The 24,159-nt window shown below is 64.8% G+C and carries 23 protein-coding genes; 8 read left to right on the top strand and 15 right to left on the bottom strand.

Annotation, left to right across the window (positions count from 1 at the left end; all coding sequences use genetic code 11):
• Positions 1-6: 6 nt before the first annotated feature.
• From L5G28_RS16385 to L5G28_RS16370, 4 genes are all read right to left on the bottom strand, one after another.
• Positions 7-357 (bottom strand): hypothetical protein, encoded by a 351-nt coding sequence (locus L5G28_RS16385; protein WP_237002457.1) that lies wholly within the window; start codon positions 355-357, stop codon positions 7-9.
• Between the two features lie 22 nt (positions 358-379).
• Positions 380-625: a hypothetical protein gene (locus tag L5G28_RS16380; protein ID WP_237002456.1), complete on the bottom strand. Its 246-nt coding sequence runs from the start codon at positions 623-625 to the stop codon at positions 380-382.
• Between the two features lie 442 nt (positions 626-1,067).
• A complete protein-coding gene (locus L5G28_RS16375) occupies positions 1,068-1,394 on the bottom strand; it encodes a hypothetical protein (protein WP_237002455.1) in 327 nt (108 codons plus the stop codon).
• Positions 1,395-2,418: 1,024 nt separating this feature from the next.
• Positions 2,419-2,595 carry a hypothetical protein gene (locus tag L5G28_RS16370; RefSeq protein ID WP_237002454.1) on the bottom strand — a complete coding sequence of 59 codons (177 nt, stop codon included), beginning with the start codon at positions 2,593-2,595 and terminating at the stop codon, positions 2,419-2,421.
• A 244-nt stretch (positions 2,596-2,839) separates the two neighbouring features.
• Between L5G28_RS16370 and L5G28_RS16365 the strand changes: the two genes are divergently transcribed.
• Both L5G28_RS16365 and L5G28_RS16360 read left to right on the top strand, forming a co-directional pair.
• Positions 2,840-3,181 carry a hypothetical protein gene (locus L5G28_RS16365; RefSeq protein ID WP_237002453.1) on the top strand — a complete coding sequence of 114 codons (342 nt, stop codon included), beginning with the start codon at positions 2,840-2,842 and terminating at the stop codon, positions 3,179-3,181.
• 26 nt (positions 3,182-3,207) lie between these two features.
• The gene (locus L5G28_RS16360; RefSeq protein ID WP_237002452.1) at positions 3,208-3,423 is read left to right on the top strand and encodes a hypothetical protein; all 216 of its coding nucleotides are present in this window, start codon (positions 3,208-3,210) and stop codon (positions 3,421-3,423) included.
• Between the two features lie 1,197 nt (positions 3,424-4,620).
• Here the strand turns inward: L5G28_RS16360 and L5G28_RS16355 are convergent.
• The 3 genes from L5G28_RS16355 to L5G28_RS16345 form a co-directional block, all read right to left on the bottom strand.
• Positions 4,621-5,394, bottom strand: a complete 774-nt coding sequence (locus L5G28_RS16355) for a hypothetical protein (RefSeq protein ID WP_237002451.1) — start codon at positions 5,392-5,394, stop codon at positions 4,621-4,623.
• A gap of 681 nt (positions 5,395-6,075) precedes the next feature.
• Positions 6,076-7,167, bottom strand: coding sequence for an AAA family ATPase (locus tag L5G28_RS16350; protein WP_237002450.1), 1,092 nt, complete (start codon positions 7,165-7,167; stop codon positions 6,076-6,078).
• A 94-nt stretch (positions 7,168-7,261) separates the two neighbouring features.
• Positions 7,262-7,408, bottom strand: a complete 147-nt coding sequence (locus tag L5G28_RS16345; RefSeq protein WP_237002449.1) for a hypothetical protein — start codon at positions 7,406-7,408, stop codon at positions 7,262-7,264.
• A 40-nt stretch (positions 7,409-7,448) separates the two neighbouring features.
• Between L5G28_RS16345 and L5G28_RS16340 the strand changes: the two genes are divergently transcribed.
• Positions 7,449-7,817 (top strand): hypothetical protein, encoded by a 369-nt coding sequence (locus L5G28_RS16340; protein ID WP_237002448.1) that lies wholly within the window; start codon positions 7,449-7,451, stop codon positions 7,815-7,817.
• A 1-nt stretch (position 7,818) separates the two neighbouring features.
• Here the strand turns inward: L5G28_RS16340 and L5G28_RS16335 are convergent, their stop codons facing one another.
• Both L5G28_RS16335 and L5G28_RS16330 read right to left on the bottom strand, forming a co-directional pair.
• Positions 7,819-8,538 (bottom strand): hypothetical protein, encoded by a 720-nt coding sequence (locus L5G28_RS16335; protein ID WP_237002447.1) that lies wholly within the window; start codon positions 8,536-8,538, stop codon positions 7,819-7,821.
• A gap of 314 nt (positions 8,539-8,852) precedes the next feature.
• Positions 8,853-10,382: a recombinase family protein gene (locus tag L5G28_RS16330; protein ID WP_237002446.1), complete on the bottom strand. Its 1,530-nt coding sequence runs from the start codon at positions 10,380-10,382 to the stop codon at positions 8,853-8,855.
• 43 nt (positions 10,383-10,425) lie between these two features.
• Here L5G28_RS16330 and L5G28_RS16325 point away from each other — a divergent pair, with 43 nt between their 5' ends.
• Positions 10,426-10,878 (top strand): tRNA (cytidine(34)-2'-O)-methyltransferase, encoded by a 453-nt coding sequence (locus tag L5G28_RS16325; RefSeq protein WP_237002445.1) that lies wholly within the window; start codon positions 10,426-10,428, stop codon positions 10,876-10,878.
• A gap of 59 nt (positions 10,879-10,937) precedes the next feature.
• Here L5G28_RS16325 and L5G28_RS16320 read toward each other — a convergent pair whose 3' ends face one another.
• Positions 10,938-12,020, bottom strand: a complete 1,083-nt coding sequence (locus L5G28_RS16320) for a citrate synthase (RefSeq protein WP_237002444.1) — start codon at positions 12,018-12,020, stop codon at positions 10,938-10,940.
• A gap of 54 nt (positions 12,021-12,074) precedes the next feature.
• Between L5G28_RS16320 and L5G28_RS16315 the strand changes: the two genes are divergently transcribed.
• Positions 12,075-13,193 carry a citrate/2-methylcitrate synthase gene (locus tag L5G28_RS16315; RefSeq protein ID WP_237002443.1) on the top strand — a complete coding sequence of 373 codons (1,119 nt, stop codon included), beginning with the start codon at positions 12,075-12,077 and terminating at the stop codon, positions 13,191-13,193.
• A gap of 24 nt (positions 13,194-13,217) precedes the next feature.
• On the opposite strand, the gene L5G28_RS16310 is transcribed toward L5G28_RS16315, so the two are convergent.
• Positions 13,218-16,502 (bottom strand): error-prone DNA polymerase, encoded by a 3,285-nt coding sequence (locus L5G28_RS16310; protein ID WP_237002442.1) that lies wholly within the window; start codon positions 16,500-16,502, stop codon positions 13,218-13,220.
• A 119-nt stretch (positions 16,503-16,621) separates the two neighbouring features.
• Positions 16,622-16,837: a peptide deformylase gene (locus L5G28_RS16305; RefSeq protein WP_237002441.1), complete on the bottom strand. Its 216-nt coding sequence runs from the start codon at positions 16,835-16,837 to the stop codon at positions 16,622-16,624.
• 130 nt (positions 16,838-16,967) lie between these two features.
• Between L5G28_RS16305 and L5G28_RS16300 the strand changes: the two genes are divergently transcribed.
• Positions 16,968-18,890 carry an SDR family oxidoreductase gene (locus L5G28_RS16300; RefSeq protein ID WP_237002440.1) on the top strand — a complete coding sequence of 641 codons (1,923 nt, stop codon included), beginning with the start codon at positions 16,968-16,970 and terminating at the stop codon, positions 18,888-18,890.
• A 24-nt stretch (positions 18,891-18,914) separates the two neighbouring features.
• Here L5G28_RS16300 and L5G28_RS16295 read toward each other — a convergent pair whose 3' ends face one another.
• Together L5G28_RS16295 and imuA' are read right to left on the bottom strand one after the other, a co-directional pair.
• The gene (locus L5G28_RS16295) at positions 18,915-20,480 is read right to left on the bottom strand and encodes a DNA polymerase Y family protein (RefSeq protein WP_237002439.1); all 1,566 of its coding nucleotides are present in this window, start codon (positions 20,478-20,480) and stop codon (positions 18,915-18,917) included.
• Between the two features lie 38 nt (positions 20,481-20,518).
• Positions 20,519-21,280, bottom strand: coding sequence for a DnaE2-dependent mutagenesis accessory factor ImuA' (gene imuA' / locus L5G28_RS16290; RefSeq protein ID WP_237002438.1), 762 nt, complete (start codon positions 21,278-21,280; stop codon positions 20,519-20,521).
• Positions 21,281-21,411: 131 nt separating this feature from the next.
• Between imuA' and L5G28_RS16285 the strand changes: the two genes are divergently transcribed.
• Complete coding sequence (locus L5G28_RS16285; protein WP_237002437.1) at positions 21,412-21,900, top strand: hypothetical protein; 489 nt, start codon at positions 21,412-21,414, stop codon at positions 21,898-21,900.
• On the opposite strand, the gene L5G28_RS16280 is transcribed toward L5G28_RS16285, so the two are convergent.
• A complete protein-coding gene (locus tag L5G28_RS16280; RefSeq protein ID WP_237002436.1) occupies positions 21,887-22,795 on the bottom strand; it encodes a radical SAM family protein in 909 nt (302 codons plus the stop codon). The two genes, L5G28_RS16285 and L5G28_RS16280, sit on opposite strands and share 14 nt — an antisense overlap.
• A gap of 70 nt (positions 22,796-22,865) precedes the next feature.
• Here L5G28_RS16280 and L5G28_RS16275 point away from each other — a divergent pair, with 70 nt between their 5' ends.
• A complete protein-coding gene (locus L5G28_RS16275; RefSeq protein ID WP_237002435.1) occupies positions 22,866-24,158 on the top strand; it encodes a serine/threonine-protein kinase in 1,293 nt (430 codons plus the stop codon).
• Position 24,159 lies beyond the last annotated feature (1 nt).

Genomic DNA, 24,159 nt, shown 5'->3' with positions numbered 1-24,159 from the left:
TTCCTGTCAGTCGTTCTTGAATCCGCCCCGGAGTGCTTCTCCGAGGATTTGTGCTGTTGACTTCTTCGGAGCCTCTAGAGCGCCGATCGCCTTACGGAGAACCTGAGCGCCGTTGAGCGGGATAGAGCCGTCTCCGGACGCCTCAGACGAGGAATTGCTTCCCCCGTAGATCTGCTGGAGTCGGGTTACTTCGTCGATCTTCTCCGAGAGTGTGGGTTGACCGGCGGGAGCCGGAGACGGGGTGTTCCGCTGGATCTTCTGCTCCCAGTCGGATACCTCCCGGGACTTCGGCTTGACGATGTTCTCCGCGCGCGCTCTGCGAGCGTTCTCTAGCTGCTGAATGATGTTGATCTCCATGTTCATTTCCTTTCGCTATTCGTCATCCGACGAGTGTGCATTCGGACTGTTTCGCGGTGATAGACTCAGCCACGCGGAGCACTTTCCCGATGTAGTTCTTTTGCCACTTCTCCGAGGGGACGTGTCCGAGTCGGGAGGCGAAGACGAACCGCTCCAGAGATTCGCGGATCTCGTATCTGATCTCGTCGCGTAGCATCGCCTCCGCTATCGAGATCGCCTCACCCGGAGTAAGTGACGAGGGTCGTTCGGGGTCGTACACGGCGTCCATCGCCTGCGACATCATCGCCCACGCGCGGGGAGCTTTCGACGCTCCGACGCATCCGTTACCGGCGACACCGGTAGGCGTTCCGTGGTCTCCTGAGTACGCGATACCGCAGAACGGGCATAGGTAGGTACCCGCTGAAGTCTCGAACTTGCACCCGTTACAGTTCTTCGATCCCGGTTGTGCTTCACAGATACAATCCGGTGATACGCATACTGTCGTTGTCATCTGTCTCCTGATCTTCTTCTGTGCCGATGCTCGGCACTGTTTACACTTGCTCTGTCGTACCGAGAAACACTCGGCGGGCCTGACCTCTAGACACCTGGTACATGTCTTGAAACAGCCGTATTCGACCTCTGGTGCCTGCATCTCCGTCACACTTTCTCCGGATAATGGGTAGTTGTACCGATCTACGTGTAGAGCGGCTCAGAATCGCCCTGAGGGGCCCTTATGAGTACCTGGAGCGCCGCCTGAACCGGCTCCACGTGGAGAGATCCTTTGCGATCTCTTCGGGACCCTCCCCGTCGTTCAAGCGGTCCTCCCAGCGCTCTCGATTGCGCTTCGGGATGCCGTACTCGTAAGCGAGCTTCTCCGGAGTCCTCGGAGTCTCAGTCCGAACGGGCCTCGGCTCTGTGAGTAGACGATCGATATATCGGTCAGCGGAGCGAGCTACAGCCTCCCCTACGAGCCTCTCGTATTCATCACCGGGCATAGCCTCCAGCTCCATCAACCTGTTCTCTAAAGCTCCCACCATTTCCTCCTCTAGATAGATCACTGAACCTCGCGCAACGCTTCGTCATCGTTGGATCTCCTCTCGGAGCATTTCGACGAGCGAGCTCGCGTCCATCCGCTTCGACAAAGCGTCTACGATCATCTGTGCCTCCGACATCTTCGCCCGGTGAACACGGTTCCGCTCTCGGTCGCAGACCAAGCACCGATGCCCTGGAGAGTTCCCCCGCCTCTTCCAGACCTCTCCGCCGTGTCCCTTTTTGCATCCGTCGGTGTTCACATCGATCCCTCTTCTCTATGGCGTAGTCATGCATATAGCTGATGAAATTCGCCGCCCGTCGGTTGACGAACGGCGTGGTGGTATTTCGGAGGTGAAGACCAGTCGACCTATGGCGACTGGGTTAGGTAGGTGGAGAGCATCATCGTCTAACGAGGCTCAAGTCGGTTCGATGACGCTCTCCGTCCCGTCGGACGTCCGCATGAGTTTGCGACGGGAGGTAGACGAAGACTCGACCGTCGGCGCTGACCAGGAGCAGTCAGCGCGTAGGACCCGGGAGGAGTATCCGGGGAGATCAAGCCTCCGAGCGCTCAGCGGTGGAGAGTCCGCGAGCGCCTAGGGAAATCCACCCGCCTCAGGAAGCGAGCCCTCAAGCTCGACAGACGGGTGGATCATGGTGGAGAACCCGCGCTCGAACACGAGCGCGGAGTCTTTAGAGGGTGATGCCTTCTCCCCCCTACATATATATGTACCCCTGAGTAGAGATCCCAGCACCGTACGCCGGAGGCGACGGAGCGCGAAGCCTTCTTCGATCAAACCTTGTGAATATCGACCAGGCCAGAGGTCGTCATGCCTTCTTCGAGAAGGGGGGCAGGGTCATACCTTATTGATTAACTGGGGCGGAGGGCACGAAGCCTTCTCATAGGACCTATACAGGAAGACCCCGGGACCATAAGGTCGCCCGGGGTCTCCATAGCGACGGAATGCGACGATCGTCAGAGGGTCAACCCTTACGAGAATCAGCACTCACGGCTCCGGGGTCATAGACCCTCACGCTCCGGAGGTGCTGGTGCTACGCGTAGGTCTCCGCGTACCACGCCAGTACGTCGCGCTCCACGTAGCCGTAGACGGGCCGGCCCGTGCCTTCGCCGACGACGACCGCGTACGGGCACGGCCGGCGGTGGGTCTTGAACGCTGCTGCTGAGATCCCGACGAGCTCAGCCGCTTGTCCAGACGATAGATAGGTCATCGTTCCACCGTAGACGATCGTAGGCCCTAGGGTCAATCGCCTACGATCATTTGCTTTCTCGTCCTAGTACATCTACGTCCGTCTACACACTCCGACGGAACCATGACCAACGGGTCCTGCTGGTACTCGATCGTCGATGCTCCGGAGCTTTTCTAGCGTCCGTTGCCTACGATCGTTTGCATTCTCGATCTCGGTCGTATACGTTCGTAGACATCAACAACATCAACCCACCACGGAGGACACCATGACCAGCTACGCGCGACTCATCGAGACCGGGAACTACTACGAGGGTGTGTTCTGCACCGACTGCACCATCGCTCACGAGAACGGAGACATCAGCGGAGCGGGAGAGACCTGGAGTCAGGTCGAGTTCATCAACGCTTGCTCGGACTACGACATCGTCGTCGACTCCGACGAGATCGACGAGTTCTCGGACTCAACCTGCTTCGGTTGCATGACCCGGTTGGCCGGAGTCCGCTACGGAGTTGTAGCCGTTCTCCGCTCCGACCTGGACTACGTGGTCTCTCTCGCCAAGCTGACCCCGGTTCAAGAGTTCCCATGCCCCGTCCCCCCGATCTCCCTCTGACTAGTACAAGACCAGGAGTACAGACCATGAGTTCTTTCACCCTCACCATCAGCACCGACGGAGCCGCTTTCGACGGCTCAGGACACGACTGGATGATCGGCACTATCGCTCAGGCCCTCGCCGATGTCGCCCTCTCCGGAGTCGGACTAGTCCCCGGACTCGTCCACGACATCAACGGCAACCGATGCGGAACGATCGAGATCAGCACCGACGACTGGACCAACGAACCGATCGGACGATGACGATGAGGAACTACATCGACCCCGCTGAGTACGCTTTGTTCCCTTGTTCGTGCGGTCGGATTCACGAAGGTCAGTTCGCGGAGAACTCCGAACTAGGGTGTCTGTACCTGGTCGAGTGCGACGAGATAGTCGACTTACGAGACTCTCGACTCGCTACGACGTTCTACGACCCGATCATCCTGTAACCCCCTACGAACCGATCGGAAGATGATCATGGATGCCGTACCAGACGTCACCTACTCCAACGGAGTCGAACTACGACCGTGTGCTAGCGGGGGGTGGACCATCGTCGATACCGACGACACGGAGTACTGGGTCCCCTCTATCCCAGCTTTCATGCGCTGGTGCTCCGCCCACTACAGTTGGCCTATGGACTAACCCCCCGCTCTAACCACCTACCCCCTGGTCTCTACTGGCCGGGGGGTATTCCTATGCAGTACCCCCCCTTATCGCCACCCCCTTGCTTCCTCTGTGAGGGGGTAGTTCTGCATGGGTAGGGATATACCCCTAAGCGCATAGATAGGCCCTCAGCGTGGCGTATAGAGGGGTGTATGCGGGTATGCCGTGGTAGGGGGTGTATGGGTAGGGGTAGGTGAGGGTGTACCAGGGTAGGTGAGGGTACCTTGGCCGTTCGTATGCCCTACCCCTAGTAGTGCCACCCATCAGTAAGGCAATCCTAAGTTGTGTTCTTTGCACAGCGCGCCTGCTCAGAGCGCTTACTAAGTGCTTGCAGTTGCAATCGCACACTAGTTCGAATCGGATCGTTGGGCCTGTCCTACCCCTAGGGGGTTACCCCTCCACCCCCGCTCGCTGCCCGGGCGTGAATGCGCCTGCCAGGTTCATCGACGGTCTGAAAAGTTCAAATTCGGGGAACGGCGCTGGTCGGAGGATAGATCGCTACTGAAAATGATTGTCGAACGAGTGTTCGACGCGATTACCCTCGCCGACCCCAGTAGTGGTGTATCTGACGAATACACCAAACTCCAGTACCGATAAGGGGCAATAGCCAAACCACGGCGACCCATGCCGCGCTGCGGATGAAGCCGATACGTTCCTTGCCGATGTAGAACGTCGAGAACATCGATCCGACGAGGGATACGCAGTGCCTCTGCGGTGAACATCAGACGATCATACCCGAAGTTTCCGTCCGCTTTCCTGTAAGATTTCGGCAATCTGTAGCCGTAAGGCTCGACGGTACTACAATATAGCGGGACCCAGCTTCTCAGTAATCCACAGGACCCCTTTCGGGTCCGGCTTCATGCAGAGCCAGCGGACTATGCCGTCCCCCATCTGATCGATCTCATCTTGATCAACGGACTGGAAGTTCGGATCTCCCCTATGCGGATCTCGGACCCGTTTACCAACGATCGTTAGAGACTGACCCGCGCTGTTGACTAACGGGCCGATTCCAGCTTTCTTCTCTTCGATCGCTTTCCTGTTCGGCCAATACGGGTCCGCCCCCTTCTCCGCTAGATAGACATCTACGTGAAGTCCTCCGTCTTCCGGCATCGTCCACTTGCTGTGACGGCCCTTTTTCGAAACAGACTTAGACAGATCCACGTTGTACCCGAGCGGAAGTCCGTCGGAGAATAGTTCGGATGCGAAGCTGAACCGTAGTATCCTCCGTACATGCTCCGTGACCTTCTGCCCCGGAAACTCAAGAGGGAGACGTACTCCATCACCTAGCATTCTGGACTCAGGCGGAGGTTCGGCCTTAGAGGACGTGTCTCGGCCGATTTTCAATATCGGAGGCCCAATTCCGGATCGCTCGTCAGGACCGTGCAGACTTATCTTGAAGTCGTTCATACGCTCGTGCATTACTTTGATGTAGAAGCTAGTACTGCGCGATTCTATACGCCATGCGAAACTCCGGTGACCGACCTCGGTCGCGTCTTCGGTTCTAGCGCTCACGATAAAAGCACACAGAGGAATCGGTGTATCAAGGTCTACTTTGTCGTCCGTCGCTGACATATCTGGACAGTACTGCCGAAGCGAGTCGACCGGTGCATCCTACGGTTAATTCCTCCGAACACACGACCGACGGAGAAGAACCCAACGGAAGGGAAACACTTACCCTGACCCCTCCGGCACTAGGGGCCTCTGGGGTCTCCCTAGACGAACTTGATCTAGTTCGCCCCCTCGGAGAGTCGTTCGACCAGAGAAGAACGACGACCACCTTTCGGGTGGTCTACTTCCGTGGGAGAAGCAAGCGCCAGGCTTGCTCCACCGCCCGACGGGTGTCGTCCGACCCGAGAAGGTCGACACCCCGAGGGGTCTCCCTTCCCCTGGAGTCGACCCCGATAGGAAGGTCGACGACCTCTGACGGTCGGTCGTCTCCGGCGGAGACCTTCGGAGGCCCTAGCCGACGGAGAAGGTCTTGGGCTGGGTTGGTCTTCGTCTTCCGTTGGTCTCCGGTGCGGTCTGGAGGCCCTAGCCGAAAGACCGTTCGAGTAGTTGTTAGTGGGGATTAGGTGGTGAGGTACGAACTACCTATATAAGGGGTCACCATCACCACTAAACAACCCCTCTGACCTGCGACGATGCTGACGGGTGGTGACGAGCTGTCACCACCCTGAAAACCCTTTGGCCTGCGTGTTTACCCCGTAGGTGGTGACAGATTATCGGCCTCGTCACCACCCTAGAGCGCCCGTTTCAACTCGTTTTCAAGCTCCACGAGCCGTCGTCGGGCCGGTCTAGCATCGCGCCGTACGCGTACCCCTTCGACACCTGAGACTTGAACGACGACACCGCGACGGACGGTCGTCCTTCCGTCCCGTCGAAGTGAGCCGCGACGGTCTCGGCTGACTTGTTCCGACTCATCCCCTGGCAGTTCTCCACCACCCACGACGCGATCTCAGCGTTCCGGTCCAGAGTCTCCTTAGAACGCTTTTGCTCCGCCAACTCCCTGTCATCTTCCGTTCGCCACGACAAGACCGTGAAACGCGCTCCAGCCTCCGACCGCACGACCCCCTCGGACTTGTATCCGAGGTTCCCCGACGACTTCACTCCGAGGTTCTTGTTCTTGGTCTTCCAGATGAACAGCTTCCAACGGACCATCTGCGAGATAACCGACGACCCTAGCGGGGTAGTCGGTTTGTACCCGTTCATCCCAGCCTTATCCGATGTGTGTCCGACGATGACCACCGCGACACCGGAGCGGATGAGCTTACGAACCCCGTCGAAGAACGCTCGGACCGTTGGGTCATCGTTGATCGATCCTCCGGGCTGGAGAGCCTGGGACAAGTTGTCGATGATGACCACGTTATGCCCATGACTTCGGACGACTGTAGCGAGCGACTCCCAGCCTTCGGGAGTCATCGGAGGCATCTGATAGAGCCGGAGTCGTTCGTCGTCGTCGTCTGGGCAGATAGTCCCGATCCGCCCCGAATACTCAGACTCGCCCCGGTCGTCGGTGGCGAACACACCGACCGAATACGGGCGGTCTTCCGGCTTGACTCCGAGGAACTCGCTTCCGGTCAAGAGAGATCCGACGAGAGCGGACACCATCCACGATTTTCCGATCTTCGCCTCCCCGTACAGCAGAGTCGTAGTAGCGGAGATCAGACCCGGTACGACCCAGTCGTCTTCGTTTTTGCCTCGCTCTAGCGCCTCTGCCAGAGTCACGCCGGGGAACATCTCGTATGCGAGCCGTAGCGCGCGCTCTTCGTCGGTCTCTATCTCCTCTTCGTACGCCTGGAGGATCTCGTCCTGTTCTTCCGGCGTAATCGTGAACGGATCAGACACCGGTAACCTCCTTCTCGGCTTCTTCCTGATCTCGTCGGACCCGCTCTTTTAGTTGGTCGAAGTACGTTGTTTCGTTCATGTTCAATCTCCTCTGTTAGTTGTTGTTCGTATGCGCTTGCTGACGTGCGATCTCGTGGAACGCGTTGACCGTGATCCAAAAGCCGATCTTGTCGTCCACCTGGAGTAGGACCTTTTGGTCCGGGTCCGCTCGGTATCCCGCGAGATGTGTATTGTTCTTCACCTTCACCCCCTTTCCCGAGGTTGTTCGGTAGTGTCCGCGTATGCGGAGATCGGCACTCGGCCTACTGTTCGTCAGCGCTCTACTCGGCGCATGCTCCAGCAACGACACAGACGAAGGGCCGACGCTGGTCCTGGAGGTCGGCGGGGACTTCGAGTACGCGGGGTACTCCGACGCCGACGGACATCACGAGTTCGAGCCTGGACAGACGAGAGCCGTCATCTCCGGGGATGACGTACCCAACACGATCCTTCTCCAAGTGACTCCGTACCCGGGCGAGCGGAAGGCGGGGGTCTGGTGCCGCGCCACGCTCGACGGGGTTGTCGAGTACGAAGACCGAGGGACCGACGATGGAGCGCTCTGCTCAGACCTGGTACCGGGCGGTGGGATGAATCCACCACCCAGCGAATGAGTCAGCCCACCAACCCGTAGTCGTCTCGGCCTCCGAGATCGACGAGCAAGCCGTAGAGTTCCGGCTCAGACTCTTCGGCGTAAGGCGTCTCGACGTCACACCCCGCGACTTGCTCGATCTCCGGAGTCATGACCGGACGGAGTCCTGGTCCGTCGTGTGCCCGGTCATCATCGTGGCGCTGACGGAGTTCGAGTGTCGCGAGGACCCCGTACGCGCGCCCCGCGTTCTTGGACAGGTCACGTTCGATGATCCCGAGGTTCGCGTCGGACAAATCCCGGTGCGTTAACTGGTCCCCGAGCCGTCGAACGGCGTCGGGCATCGAGTTCCAGTCAGGGGCATCGCCGACGAGGTCGTACAACCTGACCGCTTCACGGGCCTCTTGCCAGGTGAACCCGGGGAGCTTCTTCTCCGCTTCCTCCGAGATGTACCCACGACCCCAAGCGGCTGTAGCGGTAAATACGACACCGGGGAGCGATCTCGGCTCACCCTTCGCCGGGTACCCATGCTGGCGCAGATCCTTGTGGAGCCGACCTTGCTTCTCGATCGAGACGATGCGCTCGAAGGCGTGAGACGCGAGATCGTCGGCGTCGAGACCGTGCGGATTGCTCTCGATATGCGGGAACTGGCTGACCGTCACCCGAGCCGCCGCGTACACCGCCGAGCGGATCTCCGGATCGTTGAGGATGGAACCAATTGGTTCCACGTTGGTAGTGCTGTTCATCTGTGTATGTGTCTTTCTGGGTGTGCTCCACCCGCACAGCGGGGAGCAGAGGGAACGGTCGCGTACGACCGTGAAAAGAGAATGAGAGAGCGCGGATCTACAGCGCGAGGTGATTGTGAGGAAGGCTCCCGGACAAAGGGCAGACACAGCCTACGAGAGCACCGCGCTACCAGCGCGGGATCGTCCGAGCACGCCGACATAGGCGTACCGGGGTGTGTCGTTCCTTTCGTGTCAGCCCGTCAGGGCATCGGGTGCGGCTTGTGACACCGCTATTCCTTCGTTGTTATCAGTAGACCACACGTTCGAGTCGTGTGTCAACCCCGGTACCCCGGAGTATTGCTGAACCGGTCTCGGAGATCCTCGGGGACGTAGACCTCTGCGTAGGTCACACCGGATTCTGTAGGCGTCCGTCGTGCTCCGCTCGTATCGATCCGGAGTGCTACCGAGATCCCCGATCGGACCAGCAACCCGCGCCGCTCTTCGGCGGATGCCGAACTCCAGGCGTCGCGGTACGTCCCACCGACGGGTACGTACTCCCAGTGAGCTTCGACGCGGGGAGCTTGCTCTAGTCGTCCGAGCTCTTCGTCCTTCGCCTGGATCTGCGCCCGTAAGCGTTGTTTCGCGGTCTCCGACGTCATGGTCCCGATGAGACCTTGCAACTCGTCCAGGGCAGATACAGCGGCTCTGATCTCGTCGTCCCGCGAGTCTCCAGGGACCCAGACACGCTCGACGACCGGAGTATCACCTAGCTCACCTAGGAACACGTCTTCTACGAGCGCCTCCGCTTCCCCGACGGGGACCGGAGTAGAAGTACCGAACTCGCACGAGTCCCGATGCTCTACCGGGTGGACGAGGTATGTGTACTCGTACGACTTCGACCCCCGACGGGTCGTCGTCTTCGAGTGGTGGAGCGCTCTCCGGCACCCTGGACATACGACGATCCCCGCGAGCGGGTACGGCGTCTCTCGTCGGTCGTAGGTGAGCTTCTTCTCCAGCCTCTTCTGGACTCGCTCGAACTCAGCGAGCGAGACGAGCGGCTGTCCGATCATCACCGGATCTCCGGAGTCGTCTCGGATCGTCGCCCCCGCTTTGGTCGAATACCCGAGCAACGACGGAGACCGGAGTATCTGCCTCACCGTCTGCTGTACCCAGCGTTTCGACGCGTCCGGAGCTTTGCCACGGACGGACCTACGATGTTCGGCGGGGATCAGGACCCCGGCATCGTTCAACCGAGCAACGATGAACGGGATTCCTTTGTCGTCGAGCACGTCGGAGACGATCCCCCGGACGATCTCAGCGGCTCCCGGATCGACTTCGAGCCTCCAGCCGGGACCGTCTTCTACCGGGACCGGGCGATACCCGTACGGGAAGGTGCCACCGGCCCACCTGCCGACCTCCCGGAGCTTGGCTCGTGATGAGAGTTGACGTTCTCGGATCGCTTCGAGCTCGCCTTCCGCTAGTCCCGCGATAACCGACGCGAGCATACGGCCCGACCACGTCGAGAGGTCGATCGACTCGGAGACGGACACGAGCGTCTTTCCGTTCTCGTTCGCCCAAGCGAAGAGCTTGTTCAGCAACACAGCGGACCGCCCGAGACGGTCGAGCTTCCAGGCGACGACCGTCGTGTACCGGGAGACCTTCTCCGGGTCCGTCAACCACGGCCCCAGCGACGGAGTAGAGAACGGATCTACGGAGCCTGAGACTCCGTCGTCTACCGCCCACCCGATGATCTCGGCATCGTGCATCTGTGCCCATTGGACGATCATCTCGCGCTGACGTTCGACCGATGTCGACTCTTCGGTCGATCGAGAGAGTCGGACTCGTCCGAGTACCTTTATCCCCATGGTTGACCACCCTAGACCGAAAAAAGCGTTTGCCCTTAAAATCATGTACTATCAGCCCTGCATCCCGCCCAATACCGGTAATGCGATCCGGATCGCGGCGAACACCGGGTGCGAGCTCCACCTGATCGAGCCGCTCGGCTTCACGATGACGGATACGCAGGTCAAGCGCGCAGGTCTCGATTATCACGAGATGGCGAACGTGACGGTCCACCCGGACCTGTCGACTGCCTGGGAGCGGCTACAACCCGAGCGTGTGTTCGCGTTCAGTTCGCACGCGACGCGCTTCCACACCGACGTCGAGTACCGGGCGGGTGACGTCCTGCTGTTCGGCCCCGAACCGACCGGTCTGCCCGACGAGGTCCTCAGCGATCCACTCATCACCGACCAGATCCGGATCCCGATGCTGCCAGACCGTCGATCGATGAATCTCGCCAACGCGACCAGCGTCGCGCTGTACGAGGCGTGGCGGCAGCACGGGTTCAACGGCGCGGTGTAACGAACGTCCACGTGGCTATCGCAGGTGGCGTTCGAAGAACTGGTCCGGCATGCGACCGACTATGACGTCGCCCGATCAGCTCCGTTGGGGCTGCCCCGCCACCGCAGCGGGGCTTCGCCGTACTCCTCCACGACGTGCGCAGCCATCCCGACGGTCCTGCCGTATTGGAACAGGACTTCGCCTGCTCGTGGCCCGAGCTCGAGTTCGCGGGCAACCACGGCGCTGGCGAGGTCGACGTTCACCGGACGTCCCGCGCGCGCGGTGAGCTGGTCTGCCGCGGCGAGCGCAGGCGAATCGGGCATGTCGTGGCGGATGCGATCGAAGACGATCCGCGCACGCGGATCCGGGCCGCCGTAGACGACATGTCCGAAGCCGGGTAGGCGACCGTCGATCACCGCGTCGGCGAGCGCACGCTCGACGGGAGTGCCTGCGACGACCGCATCCACCATGTCGTACGCCGCGGCTGGCGCACCACCGTGCAGCGGTCCAGACAGCGCCGCGTATCCGGCGAGCAACGCGTCGAACACCCCGGCCCGCGCGGACGCCGCGACCCTCGCCGCCGTCGTCGACGCGGCGAGCCCGTTGTCGATCAACGTCGTCGCCAGCAAGTCCACCCACGGGTGCGCCCAGTCGATCTCGGGCACGGCCCGCGTCAGGGCCGGGAGGAGTCCGAGAACACGCGCCGACGCGTCTGTCCGATCGACGCGCAGCGGATCGTGTGCGGCGATCAACGCGACGGCGAGCGGAATGCGGCGTTCCACGTCGACCGCGGCGATCACCGCGTCGTCGACGGTCGCCACCTGGCGCGGCCCGTCGACGGCAAGCACAAAACGGGCGGCCGCCGCGAAATCCATCGCCGCGCACACCTCGGCGACGTCGCGTCCCCGCAGGTAGAGACGGTCGTCGCGGATAGAGGACACTCGCGTCGCGACCGCCCGGAAACGGAGCAGACGATCGCCCGCACGGCGGCCGTCATGCTTGGCGGCCGCCAGCGAATCGATCTGTGTGCGGTCGAATAGCGACTCGGACTGGCCGGGCTGCCGCCGCGACACCAACACTCCCCGACTCACGTACGAGTAGAGCGTGCCGCGTTTGACGCCGAGCCGCGCCGCAGCCTCCGACGTGGTGATCCACTGGTCCACCCGGTTGATTCAATCAACATTGCAGACATTGATCAATAGCGCGATGATCGAGCGATGAGCACACCCATCAGCGTTCCCCGCGGCCTGAAGAACGTCATCGTCACCGACACTGAGATCGGCGACGTCCGAGGGGAGGAGGGCTTCTTCCACTACCGCGAATACGATGCGACCGAGTTGGCGCGGTCTTCGGCCTTTACCGACGTCTGGCATCTGATGGTGTTCGGGGCGCTCCCCTCACCGGCGCAGTCAGCCGAGTTCGCTCGCCGTGTCGGCGCGCTCCGTGTGGTCGACGGCGCCACCGTCGACCTGCTACGCACGGTGGTGACAAGCGACGTCGAACCGCTCGCCGCACTGCGTGTCGCGCTCGCCGCGCTCGGCGTCGGCGACCGGCCGCTCTTCGACATGGACGAGACCGAACGTGTCGACGCCGCTCTACGCGCGGCATCCGTCGTTCCGACGGTCCTCGCTGCGGCCCAACGAATCTCGCGCGGACTCGAAGTTCTCGACGTCGATCCTGATGCAGATCACGTCGCCGACTATCTGCGGATGTCGACGGGTTCGATAGATGCCGAGTCGGCGGACTCCCTGCGCACATACCTGGTCACCACGATCGACCACGGATTTAACGCGTCGACGTTCGCCGGCCGGGTGGTCGCATCCACCGGGTCGGATATGACGTCGTCAGTGCTCGGCGCGCTCGGAGCGTTCCTCGGCCCGCTGCACGGCGGAGCCCCCAGTCGGGCACTCGCCGCTCTCGACGAGATCGGCGACCCGTCGAACACTCGCGACTGGGTGCGTAATCGGATCGAACACGGAGAAGTCATCATGGGCTTCGGGCACGCCGTCTACCGGACCCGTGATCCGCGCGCCGAACTCCTCAAATCTGTTGTGCTGCAGCGCTACGACTCTCCGCTGGTCCGGCAGGCGACGGCTGTCGAAGCCGAGATCGAAGCCGCGATCAACGAATTGAAGCCGGGACGACGGCTATACGCGAACGTCGAATTCTATGCGGGTGTGCTGATGCACGAGGTGGGTCTTCCACCCGAGATGTTCACGCCGACATTCGCCACAGCGCGCGTCGTCGGATGGACGGCCAACATCCTGGAGCAGGCTGCCGAAGGCAAGATCATCCGCCCGATCGCCCGCTACGTCGGCCCCGAACCGCGTCGCTGACGGCGAGATCCCGACTCCGCGCGATCAACACCAGTCCCGTGACTTGGTCCCGACCTTCAGATCGAGCTTGCTCAACCGGTCGGCGACGACGGTCACCGCCCCCTCCGCGTTCTGCACCTTGCCGCGGATCAGCAAGGCGGACGCGGTCTGAGCGAGCGTCCGGTAGCGCGACCAGAGGCCGACCGAGCAGACGACGTTGACCATGCCGGTCTCGTCTTCGAGGTTCACGAAGGTCACGCCGGACGCGGTGGCCGGCCGTTGCCGGTGGGTCACCGCTCCCCCGACGAGCACCCGCGTGCCGTCGGGCACCGCGAGCAGCCCGTCGGCCCGCGTCACCCCCATCGCATCCAACCGGGGGCGCAAGTATTGGGTCGGGTAGGCGCGCGGCGAGATTCCCGTCGAGATCGCGTCCACCGCAGTCAATTCCACCTCCGACATGCCGGGCAGCGTCGGGGCCTCGCGGGGTGAGATCACCTCGAGTTGGTCGTCGCGCAGCCCCGCCGCGGCACCGGCCTCCCACAGCGCGGCGCGACGATCCAGGCCGAAGCATTCGAATGCACCCGCCGTCGCCAACGACTCCAGCTGCGGCAGCGTCAACTCGGTGCGACGAGACAGGTCCGCGACCGACATGAACGGGCCCGACTCGCGCGCCTCGACGACGCGTTGCGCGGCGTCGCTCGACAGGCCGCGAACCGCAGCCAACCCGATACGCACGTCGAGCCCGTCGTTCTCCAGCCACGCGTACGAGCGTGAGGCGTTCACATCCGGGCGGTGCACCCGGACGCCGTGGCGTCGTGCATCGGCGACGAGGCTCTGCGGAGAGTAAAAGCCCATCGGCTGCGCCCGCAGCAGCGCCGCACAAAACGCGGCCGGATGATGCAGCTTGAACCACGACGAATAGAAGACGATCGACGCGAAACTCTGCGAATGGCTCTCCGGGAAGCCGAAATTGGCGAACGCGGCCATCTTCTCGTAGATACGGTCGGCCACCGCGCCCTCGATCCCGTGAGTCTGTCGCATCCCGTCGTAGAAGCGTCTGCGCAGCCGCTCCATCCGTTCCGGCGACCGTTTGGATCCCATCGCGCGCCGCAACTGATCGGCTTCGGCCGCGTCGAAGCCGGCGACGTCGACCGCCACCTGCATCATCTGTTCCTGGAACAACGGGATGCCGAGCGTCCGATCCAGCGACTTGTGCATCGACGGGTGGTCGACGGCCACCGGCTCCTTGCCGTCGCGGCGTCGGATGTACGGGTGCACCGATCCGCCCTGGATGGGTCCCGGTCTGATGAGCGCGACTTCGACGACGAGATCGTAGAAGTTCCGCGGTTTCAGTCGCGGCAGCGTCGCCATCTGGGCGCGCGACTCCACTTGGAAGACGCCGACCGAGTCGGCGCGGCACAGCATGTCGTAGACGGCCTCCTCGGTGAGGTCGAGTCGCGCGAGATCCACGTCGATCCCCTTATGCTCACGGACGAGGTCGATCGCGTAGTGCAGCGCCGACAGCATGCCGAGGCCCAGCAGGTCGAACTTGACGAGGCCGACGGCCGCGCAGTCGTCCTTGTCCCATTGCAGGACGCTGCGGCCCGGCATCCGCGCCCACTCGGTGGGACACACGTCGGCGATCGGCCGGTCGCAGATCACCATGCCGCCCGAATGGATACCGAGATGTCTTGGCATGGACGAGATCTGGGATGCGAGGTCGCGGACGTCGTCGGGTGCCGAGTCGGGAATCTTGCTCCACGCGTCCTGCTGGCCGGGCGCGTAGCCGAGAGCGCGCGCCATGTCGCGGACAGCGGACCGTCCCCGATAGGTGATGACGTTGGCGACCTGGGCGCTGTGCGAACGCCCGTGCCGCGAGTACACGTACTGGATCACCTCCTCGCGCCGATCCGATTCGATGTCGACGTCGATGTCGGGCGGGCCATCACGCTCGGGTGAGAGGAAGCGTTCGAACAACAGGTGGTTGCCGACCGGGTCGACGTTAGTGATGCCGAGCGCGAAACAGACCGCCGAGTTGGCCGAACTTCCCCGCCCCTGGCACAGGATGTCGTGACTCTTACAGAACGAGACGATGTCATGGACCACCAGGAAGTAGCCGGGGAACGTCAGCGTCTCGATGATCGCGAGCTCGTGGTCGAGCTGCCGGTACGCGTCGGGCCGTTCGGTGCGCGTCCCATACCTGCGCAGCGCGCCCTCCTCAGTGAGATGCCGCAGCCAGGTGGCTTCGGTGTGGCCGTCGGGGACGTCGAACGGCGGCAGGTTCGGCGCGATCAGGCCGAGGGAGAACGTGCAGTCGGAGGCCAGCTGCACGGCGTTGTCGATGGCGTCCAGATGCGCGGGCAGCAGACGCGCCATCTCGTCGCCGCTGCGCAGGTGCGCTCCGCCGACGCCGGGCAGCCAGCCGTCGATCGTCGTGATGTCGGTACGGGCGCGGACGGCGGCCACCGCGGTCGCCAGCTTCCGATTCGACGGCCCCGCGAAGTGGGCGCCCGTCGTCGCGACCGTCGGCAGTCGCATCTCGGCGGCGAGGGCGGCGAGGATCGCGTTGCGTTCGTCGTCGTCGGAGACACCGGTGGCGGTCAGCTCCACCGCGACGTTCGACGCGCCGAACCTGTCGACGAGATCGCCGAGCGCATCCCGCGCGCCGACTCGTCCCGCACGTGCCAGACCTTGGCGGACCGCGCCTTTGCGGCAGCCGGTGAGGATCTGCCAGTGCCCGTCCGCCGCGGCGGCCGTGATCGCGTCGGCGTCGTACCGGAGGAGCCCCTTCTCGCCGCCCGTCATGTGGGCGTCGGCGATGACCCGCGACAGTCGTCGATAGCCTTCGTCGCCGCGGGCGAGGACCAGGAGGTGATCGCCCGGCGGGTCGACGGCTCCGGCGCGCGGCGCGTCGCGCTGCAGCGACAGTTCGGCGCCGAACACCGTCGGCATGCCGAATTCGCGTGCGGCTTCGGCGAATCGGACGACACCGTAGAAGCCGTCGTGGTCGGTCAACGCCAGCGCCGTCAAACCGAGTCGCTGGGATTCTTCGACCATCTGTTCCGGCATGGATGCGCCGTCGAGGAAACTGTACGAGCTGTGCGCGTGCAGTTCGGCGTAGGCGACGCTCGACGTCCCGTGCGCGATGTCGGCGGCCACGTACTCGCCGCGTTTGCGCGACCACGCGGGCGAGTCCCCGCCGTCGCCTGGAACGGACCCGTTGAACGTGGGCGGAAAGGTCTCACCGCGCCGGTCGTCTGCCCCCGGGGCACGCCCCGACAGCACTCTCTCCATCTCCGACCAGGTCGGCGGACCGTTACTCCAACCCATCCCACAAGTATAGAACGTACGTTCGATGCTTGTGGTGATCGGGTGCTGACCTCAGATTCCCCGCCCAGAGCCGGCATCGGCCACCGAAGGCATCTCGACGCTGAGCGGGGAATCTGAGGTCACGGGCCAGGCTGCGGGATACTCCGCGGCACTGCGTCAAACCGCCGGTAGAGCTGTTTGCGGCTGCGCGCCGACAGTCGGTCTCCGAAGACGGTGCCGTTGATGTGGTCTGTCTCGTGCTGCAGGCAACGGCCGAAGGTTCCGCCGCCGGTCAGGGTCACGGGCTCGCCGTACTGGTCGTACCCGCGGCAGGTCGCGACGTCCGGTCGCGCCAACTCGACGAACGCGCCGGGCAGCGACAGGCATGCACTTCACGGTTCACCGCGGGCGGTGGCGCGTCAAGCGTCCGCCTCGCCCGACTCCTTCGTTCGTCCACATGAGACACATGTATGAGAACCTGTTCCAGTGACCGGATACCTCGTGACAGGCGCAAGCGGCTTCATCGGCCGGCGCGTCCTGCAGCGACTGCTCGCCGCAGACCCAGACGCTCGCATCACCGCGGTGGTGCGGTCGAGTTCTGTGCCGTCCTTCGCGACGCTGCTCGAATCGATCGACGGCGGCGACCGCGTGATCACAGTGACGGGCGATCTCACCGAGGACAGACTCGGCCTCCGTGACATCACCGGGCTCGGCGACGTCGACCACGTCGTCCACCTGGCGGCGATCTACAACATGGCGGCCGACGCCGCGTCGCAGGAGGAGGCGAACACCGAGGGCACCCGCCGGGTCGCGGCACTGTCCGTCGATCTCGGCGCCATGCTCCACCACGTGTCGTCGATCGCGGTGTCCGGCGACTACGACGGCGTCTTCACCGAAGCAGACTTCGACGAGGGGCAGGGCTTTCCCACCCCGTATCACCGGACCAAGTTCGAGGCCGAGCAGATCGTTCGCGAGACTCCCGACCTGCGGTGGCGCGTCTACCGTCCGACGGCGGTCGTCGGCGATTCGCGGACCGGCGAGATGGACAAGATCGACGGCCCCTACTACTTCTTCGGGCAGCTCGCGACGCTCGGCATGCTGCCGTCGTTCCTGAAGATGCCGATGCCCGATCTGGGTCGGATCGAGTTGGTGCCGGTCGACTATGTCGCCGACTCCATCGTCGCGCTCGTCGACCACCGCCCCGCCGAGTCGGGCCTGGTGTTCCATCTGGCCGATCCGACCCCCACCACGATCACCGACATGGTGAACGCGTTGGCGCCCGCCTTCGACGCGCCGCGCGGATTCGACGCCGTCCCCAACGCGCTGATCCGCCCGGTGCTCGCCGCCGGATCGCGCGGACCGTTGCGCGCCGCCCGCGACATCGTCGTCACCCAGCTCGGCATCCCACCCGCGATGGCCGACCTCGTCTCCCTGCCCGTCGACTTCCGCAGCGACGAGTCGGCCGCGACACTGGGCGGCCTCGGCGTCGAACTGCCCGACCTCTGCGAGTACGGGCCGCGCCTGTGGCGCTACTGGTACGACCATCTCGATCCGGCGCGGCATCGTCGCGCCGACGCCCGCGGGCCGCTCGTCGGCAAGAACGTGCTGATCACCGGCGCATCGGCGGGCATCGGCCGGGCGACGGCCCGCATGTGCATCACGCGTGGCGCGAACGTCTTTCTCGTGGCCCGCGACTCCGATCGGCTCGCCGAAGCCGTCGCCGAACTGGAAGCCGAGACTCCGGCTGCCGGTCTTCCGCTGGGTCGGGCGTACGCCTACCAGGCCGATATCACCGATGAGTCGTCGGTGCAGACCGTGGTGAAGTCGATCATCGCCGAACATGACCACGTCGACGTGCTCGTCAATAACGCGGGCCGCTCGATCCGCCGGTCGACGTTGAACTCGGTGGACCGTTCGCACGACTACCAGCGCACGATGGCGGTCAACTATTTCGGAGCCGTCTACATGACGCTCGCGCTGCTGCCCCATATGACGGCGCGTCAGACCGGGCACGTGGTGAACGTGTCGTCGATCGCGGTGCAGAGCCGCGGTCCGCGGTTCGGCGCGTACGGCGCGTCGAAGGCCGCCCTCGAAGCGTTCAGTGCGGCGACGGCGGCGGAAACGTTGTCCGACCATGTCACGTTCAGCACTGTCCGACTCCCGTTGACGCGGACCCGGATGATCGCGCCGACCGATGCCTACCAGGCCCAGCACGGTGTGTGGAGTGTCGACAAGGCAGCCGCCCGCGTCCTCTACGCGATCGCCAATCGGCCGAAACGCGTCAACACGTTCCTCGGTGACCTCGTCGATGCCGGCCACCACCTCTTCCCTCGCCTGACCAACCGGATCATGCACCAGGAGTTCCTGATGGTCGGCGAATCCGAAGCCGCGCTGGGGCGCAAGAGCTAAGCACCCGTACCCGGTTGGGCATACCTACTCGTAGACTCCTTCCACCGTCCACGATTGCTCCCGGTAACAGAGCAGCAAGGCACGGGAATCTTCCAGCAGCACTTGGGCTCTCGCGGAGACAGCGGGCGACGGGGCAGAAGAGCGGGAGGCAGCGGAGCCGAAGGGCCACGGCCCGGCCCACCACCGCAGACGGTGGAGACTGCGCCCGATCCGGACGTCGGTGGGCTCGGCGGTGAACGCGCCGCGCGGAGTCACGGCGACGAGTCGCCCCTGCGCGTCGAGGACTTCGGCGTCGGTGTGCGAGAGCAGTGCGGGCGACGGCCGGGCCAGCCGGTCGGGCCACGCCGCGTCCGGGTCGCGCGGGGCGACGAGTTCGTCGCCGAGCGCTACCAGCGCAACCTGTTCGGCGGGGCCGCGCCCGCCGCTGCGGATCGGGACGCGCACGGACTCCCCGCCGAGCAGCCCCTGCACCCGGACCAGCGCGCGTCGGGCACGATCGCCGAGCCCGTCGCCGACGGCAGCGGGCAGACCAGCCCCGACGAACGTGTACTGGAGGGTCCCCGGATCGACGACTTCGACGGGTTCGAGCAGCAGACGCGCGATCGGCGAGTCCGGTGCACCCGCGCCTCCCGCGGTTCCGGTCAACCAGCCTTCCAACTGCCATCGCACCCGAGCCGCCGTCGCCTCCGGGGTGAGCGGTTCGGCACATCGCCACGTCCTCGAATGCCGTTGTCCACGTTCGGTGATCGCGTGCACCGTCAATCTGGTGCACGCCAGTGACGCCGCCGTCAGACGACGGTGCAGGTCGTCGGCGAGGCGTCGTCCGAGGAACGCGGCCGCGTCGATCCGGTCGATCGGCGGATCGCAGGTGTGCTCCACTTCCAACGCGACCGGGATCGGCGCGCGACTGGGACGCCGCCCGGGAAGTCCGGCGGCCAACCGATGCGCGCCGATGGCGTCCGCGGTGAAACGGGACGCCACGTCAGCGGCGGACAGTTCGGCGAACGCGCCGAGAGTCCGAATCCCCAACCGCCACAACAAATCCACCAGGTCGGCACGTTCGGGCACCGACAGCGCCGCTTCGACGGTCAGGTCCGAGATCGGCCGCGTCGCCAGGTAGGCGGCGTCCGTCCCGGCCGGCACGGTCTGCCCCGACCGTGCGGCGAGGACCGCGGTGAACAGTTCGTCGGCGGTCCCGACCGACGCGGTGACGCCGGTCGCCGCGACCGCGTCGACGATCTGTTCGGCGAGCGCGTCCTCACCGCCGAAGTAGCGGGCGGCACGGTCGGCAGTCACCACGAGCAGACCCGGACGCAGCACCTCGGTCAGCGGAACCACCTGCGTCACCGCGGTCACCACCGGATCGAACAACCGCCCGTCGCGCGCTGGGTCGGCGTCGGCCACCACCACATCCGGGCACAGCGACTGCGCTTGCCGTTTCCGCATGCCGCGTCGGATACCGGCCGCTCGCGCCGCCCGCGAACACGCCTGCACCTTGCCCGCGTGCAGGACTGCGATCGGGTCGACGGCGGTGAGCCCGACCGCAGACGCTGCCGCGACCGCAGGCCAGTCGGGACACCAGACGGCCATGACCCGGAACCGCTCGCCCCCGTTCGATTCGACCCCGTTCAATTCGCTACCGCCAGCTTCGGACGTGCTGGTGCGCGCACGTCGACGTCGACCGCCTCCAGATGCAGAACGCCCTGTTCGTCGCCCATGCCCGGGGTCACGAGGTCGAACCGCCCGGTCGACGGTCGTGCACCCGACGCGGACACCTGCACGTCCACCCCGAATCCGCCGATGCGGCCGTACCCGCTGCGTCGAGCGGGGACGTGTTGATAGTCGGTCACCTCACTGGAGATGCGGACCGCGGCGCCCGGCCAGTCCCCCAGGACCAGCAGCGTCGACGACTGTTTGCGGGCCCGCCCCGCCAACACACGCGCCCGCGACGGCGCGACCGGGCCGCGCATCCGCCCGTGCCCCAGTTCCGGACCGAGCACCACCAGGTCGATCCCGTCGAGCAGCACCCCGGCCACTTCGAGCGGGTCGACGCCGGGTTCGGTGACCACCGCGACCCGGCTGAGGTCGGCTCCCATGTCCATGGCCGCCGCCAGGTTCAGCCGCGGCAACCCGACGAGCGCGACCGTCGCTCCCGCTCGGGTCGTCTCGGCGATGATCGCCATCGGCACCGTGGTGGCCCCGGCGGAGGCGACGACCGTCCCGCGCGAGAGACCGCCACGCGGGAACAACGGCGTCATCGCGTCTGGAACGGGCAGCACCGATGTCTCCGACACCGTGTCTCCCGACATGCCCGCCAGCCGGCGACGAAGCTCTTCGACCTCCCCCGGCACATCCCGCTGACCTGCATTGACAACCTCTGACCGAGTCATCGTCTCCCCAATCCTCGGTGTTCGAACTCTTGTTCGATAGTCTAGGACTCGCCTCTGACAATCGTCAACGCCGCAGTTCACCGACACCGGTCGCCGTCTACCGCCGACCGCATCCACTACAGTCGGCACCCATGCAGCCGTCCCGCCTGTTCCCGTTCGCGACGATCGTGGCCGCCGTGACCGCCATCGCCCTCACCGCATTGCCTTGGACGACCCTGAAGAGCCTCGGCCTCGACCTGTCGTGGAACGGGTTGGGCATGAGCGACTCCGACGTCGCCGACCTCGGAGTCGGCCCCGACGGTCGCGGCTGGCTGGTCGTGGCAGCGTCCGTCGTGGCGATCCTCGCGGCGTTGATCTCACTGATGCCCGCGCCGTCGGCCCGCCCACTGTCGCGTCTGGCGAACGCGATCGCCGCCGTCGTCAGCGCTCTCGGCGCCGCCGTTCCAGTGGCGGTGATGATCTGGCCCGGCTGGTACTTCGGCGAACTCCCCGAACAGCTCGGGGCGCCCGACCTCGCCGAGTTCGCCGCCCCCAGCAAAGCGATCCTCATCCCGCTCACGCTGGTCATGCTGTTGACCGCAGCGCTCTGCGCCTACTCGTCGCGACTCAGAACAGAGTGAGCGCCGCATCGTCGGACGGCTCGGGCGGCGGTGCGACGGCGACGGCGGGCCGATCGTCGACCTGCCGCGTCAATCCGTGCGCCTGCACGAGCGGCCCCATCCGTTCCCGGAGCCTGACCGCATAGTCGGCGGGCACGAATGATCCACGCCCGTACAGCGACCGGTAGCGCCGCAGCAGAGCCGGATGCTCGTCGGCGATCCATTCGAGGTAGCCGTCGTCGGACAGCTGCAGCACCGACACCGACACCCGGTCGGCGCCCGCATCCGCGAGCCGGCCGAGCAACTCGTCCAACTGCGACGTCGAGTCGGTCAACAGCGGGAGCAGCGGCGCGATCTGCACATGCGGCGCGAGCCCGGCCTCGGCGAGTCGTCGGACGGTCTCGATCCTGGCCGTCGGCGACGATCCCTGCGGGTCGGCCCGTCGACACAGGTCGACGTCCAGGCACGGCACCGCGACCACCACCGTCACCGGGACCGCATGCCGCACCACGCGCAGCAGCGACAGATCGCGCACGACGAGGTCCGACCCGGTGTGCAGTGCGAACGGCGTCTGCGACTCGGCGAGCGTCGAGATGACGCCCGGCATCAACCGGTACCGGTCTTCGAATGACCCGTACGGATCGGACCCGGACGCCCCGATCGCGACCGTCGACCGATGCCACGATCGTCGTCGGACCTCCCTGCGCAGCACGGCGGCGGCGTTCAGCATCACCCGCACGTCGTCGCCGTCGCGCACCATCGGGTCCACCGCGTACTCGTACGTGTGCCTGCGATCCCCGGTCACCGACCGAAGCATGGTCGGCGCCAGCACTTCGTGCACGGTGAGTCGTGGCACCTCGGGGATCCGCAGGGTCCGCACGAGGTCGTCCGCGACCAGCCCCGGCAACCCACTCATGCCAACCATCCGAACATATGTGCGATAGCGGCGTCAAGGACGTGTCACACCCATGGCCTAGACTCTCGCTATGACCGGATCGGCCGCGCCTGCACCCTCGTATCTCGTCGCAGGCCGCTATCGCCTGGTCCGCCAGATCGGCCAGGGAGGCATGGGTGCCGTCTGGCTCGCCCGCGACACCCTGCTCGACCGCGACGTCGCCGTGAAGCAGGTCCTGTCGACGGCGGGCATGTCCGACGAGGAGTCGCTCACCAACCGTCAGCGCGCGATGCGCGAGGGCCGGCTCGCCGCGCGCCTGTCGCACCGCAACGCGATCGGCATGCACGACGTCGCCCTCGACGGCGAGGATCCGTGGCTGGTCATGGAGTATCTGCCGTCGCACAGTGTGGCCGACGTGCTCCGCGACAACGAGACCATCCCGACGATCGAAGCCGCGCAGATCGCCGCGCAGGTCGCCGACGCAATCGCCGAAGCGCACGCGTCGGGCATCATCCACCGAGACATCAAACCTGCGAACATCCTGATCGCGAACACCGGCCGCAACGTGGGACTGGTCAAGATCACCGACTTCGGGATCTCGCGCGCCAAGGACGACGTGTCGCTCACCCAGACCGGCATCGTCACCGGCACGCCCGCCTATTTCGCACCCGAGGTGGCCCGTGGCGACGAACCGGGCGAGGCGTCGGACGTGTACTCGCTTGGTGCCACGCTGTACACGATGGTCGAGGGCCGTCCCCCGTACGGCGACAACGAGAACTACATCGCGACCCTGCACCGCGCAGCGAACGCCCAGATCGATTCGCCGACGCGTGCGGGTGCGCTCGAGCCGGTGCTGTTGCAGTTGCTCGAACCGTCGCCGGTCGCCCGTCCGACGATGTCGGAGGCTCGTGATCTCCTGGTCCAGTACGCGGCGGGGACGCTCGGCAACACGGAGCGGGTGCTGACCGGGCTCATCACGACCAAACCGCAACGATCGGCCCCTGCCCGCGAGACGATCATCCCGCCGTCGACGCCCGGTGCCCGCCCGTTCCAGAACCAGACTCCGCCGCCGAATCAGACTCCGCCGAATCAGACGTCCGGTCCGACCGCGCACCCGCCGACACGTGTCGCCCCGACGGCCAGCGGTTACGCTCCGCGCGCCACCCCGGAACCGGTGCCGTACCCGTCCAACCCGTCGAACCCGTACCCGGTGCAGTCGAGCTACCCGGCGACCGGCGGCTACCCGTCCGGTCCGGGGAGCTACCCGCCCTACTACCAGCAGCCTCCGCAGCAGAGCAGCAACGTCGGGCTCGCCGCCGCGATCTTCGCGCTGCTGGTGTTGTTGACGGTCATCATCGCCGTCATCATCGTGCTCACGGTGTAAG

Source organism: Gordonia liuliyuniae (assembly GCF_021739025.1).
GTDB lineage: Bacteria > Actinomycetota > Actinomycetes > Mycobacteriales > Mycobacteriaceae > Gordonia > Gordonia liuliyuniae.
The sequence above is the reverse complement of the archived record's forward strand: the minus strand, read 5'-3'. Positions and strand labels throughout refer to the sequence as shown.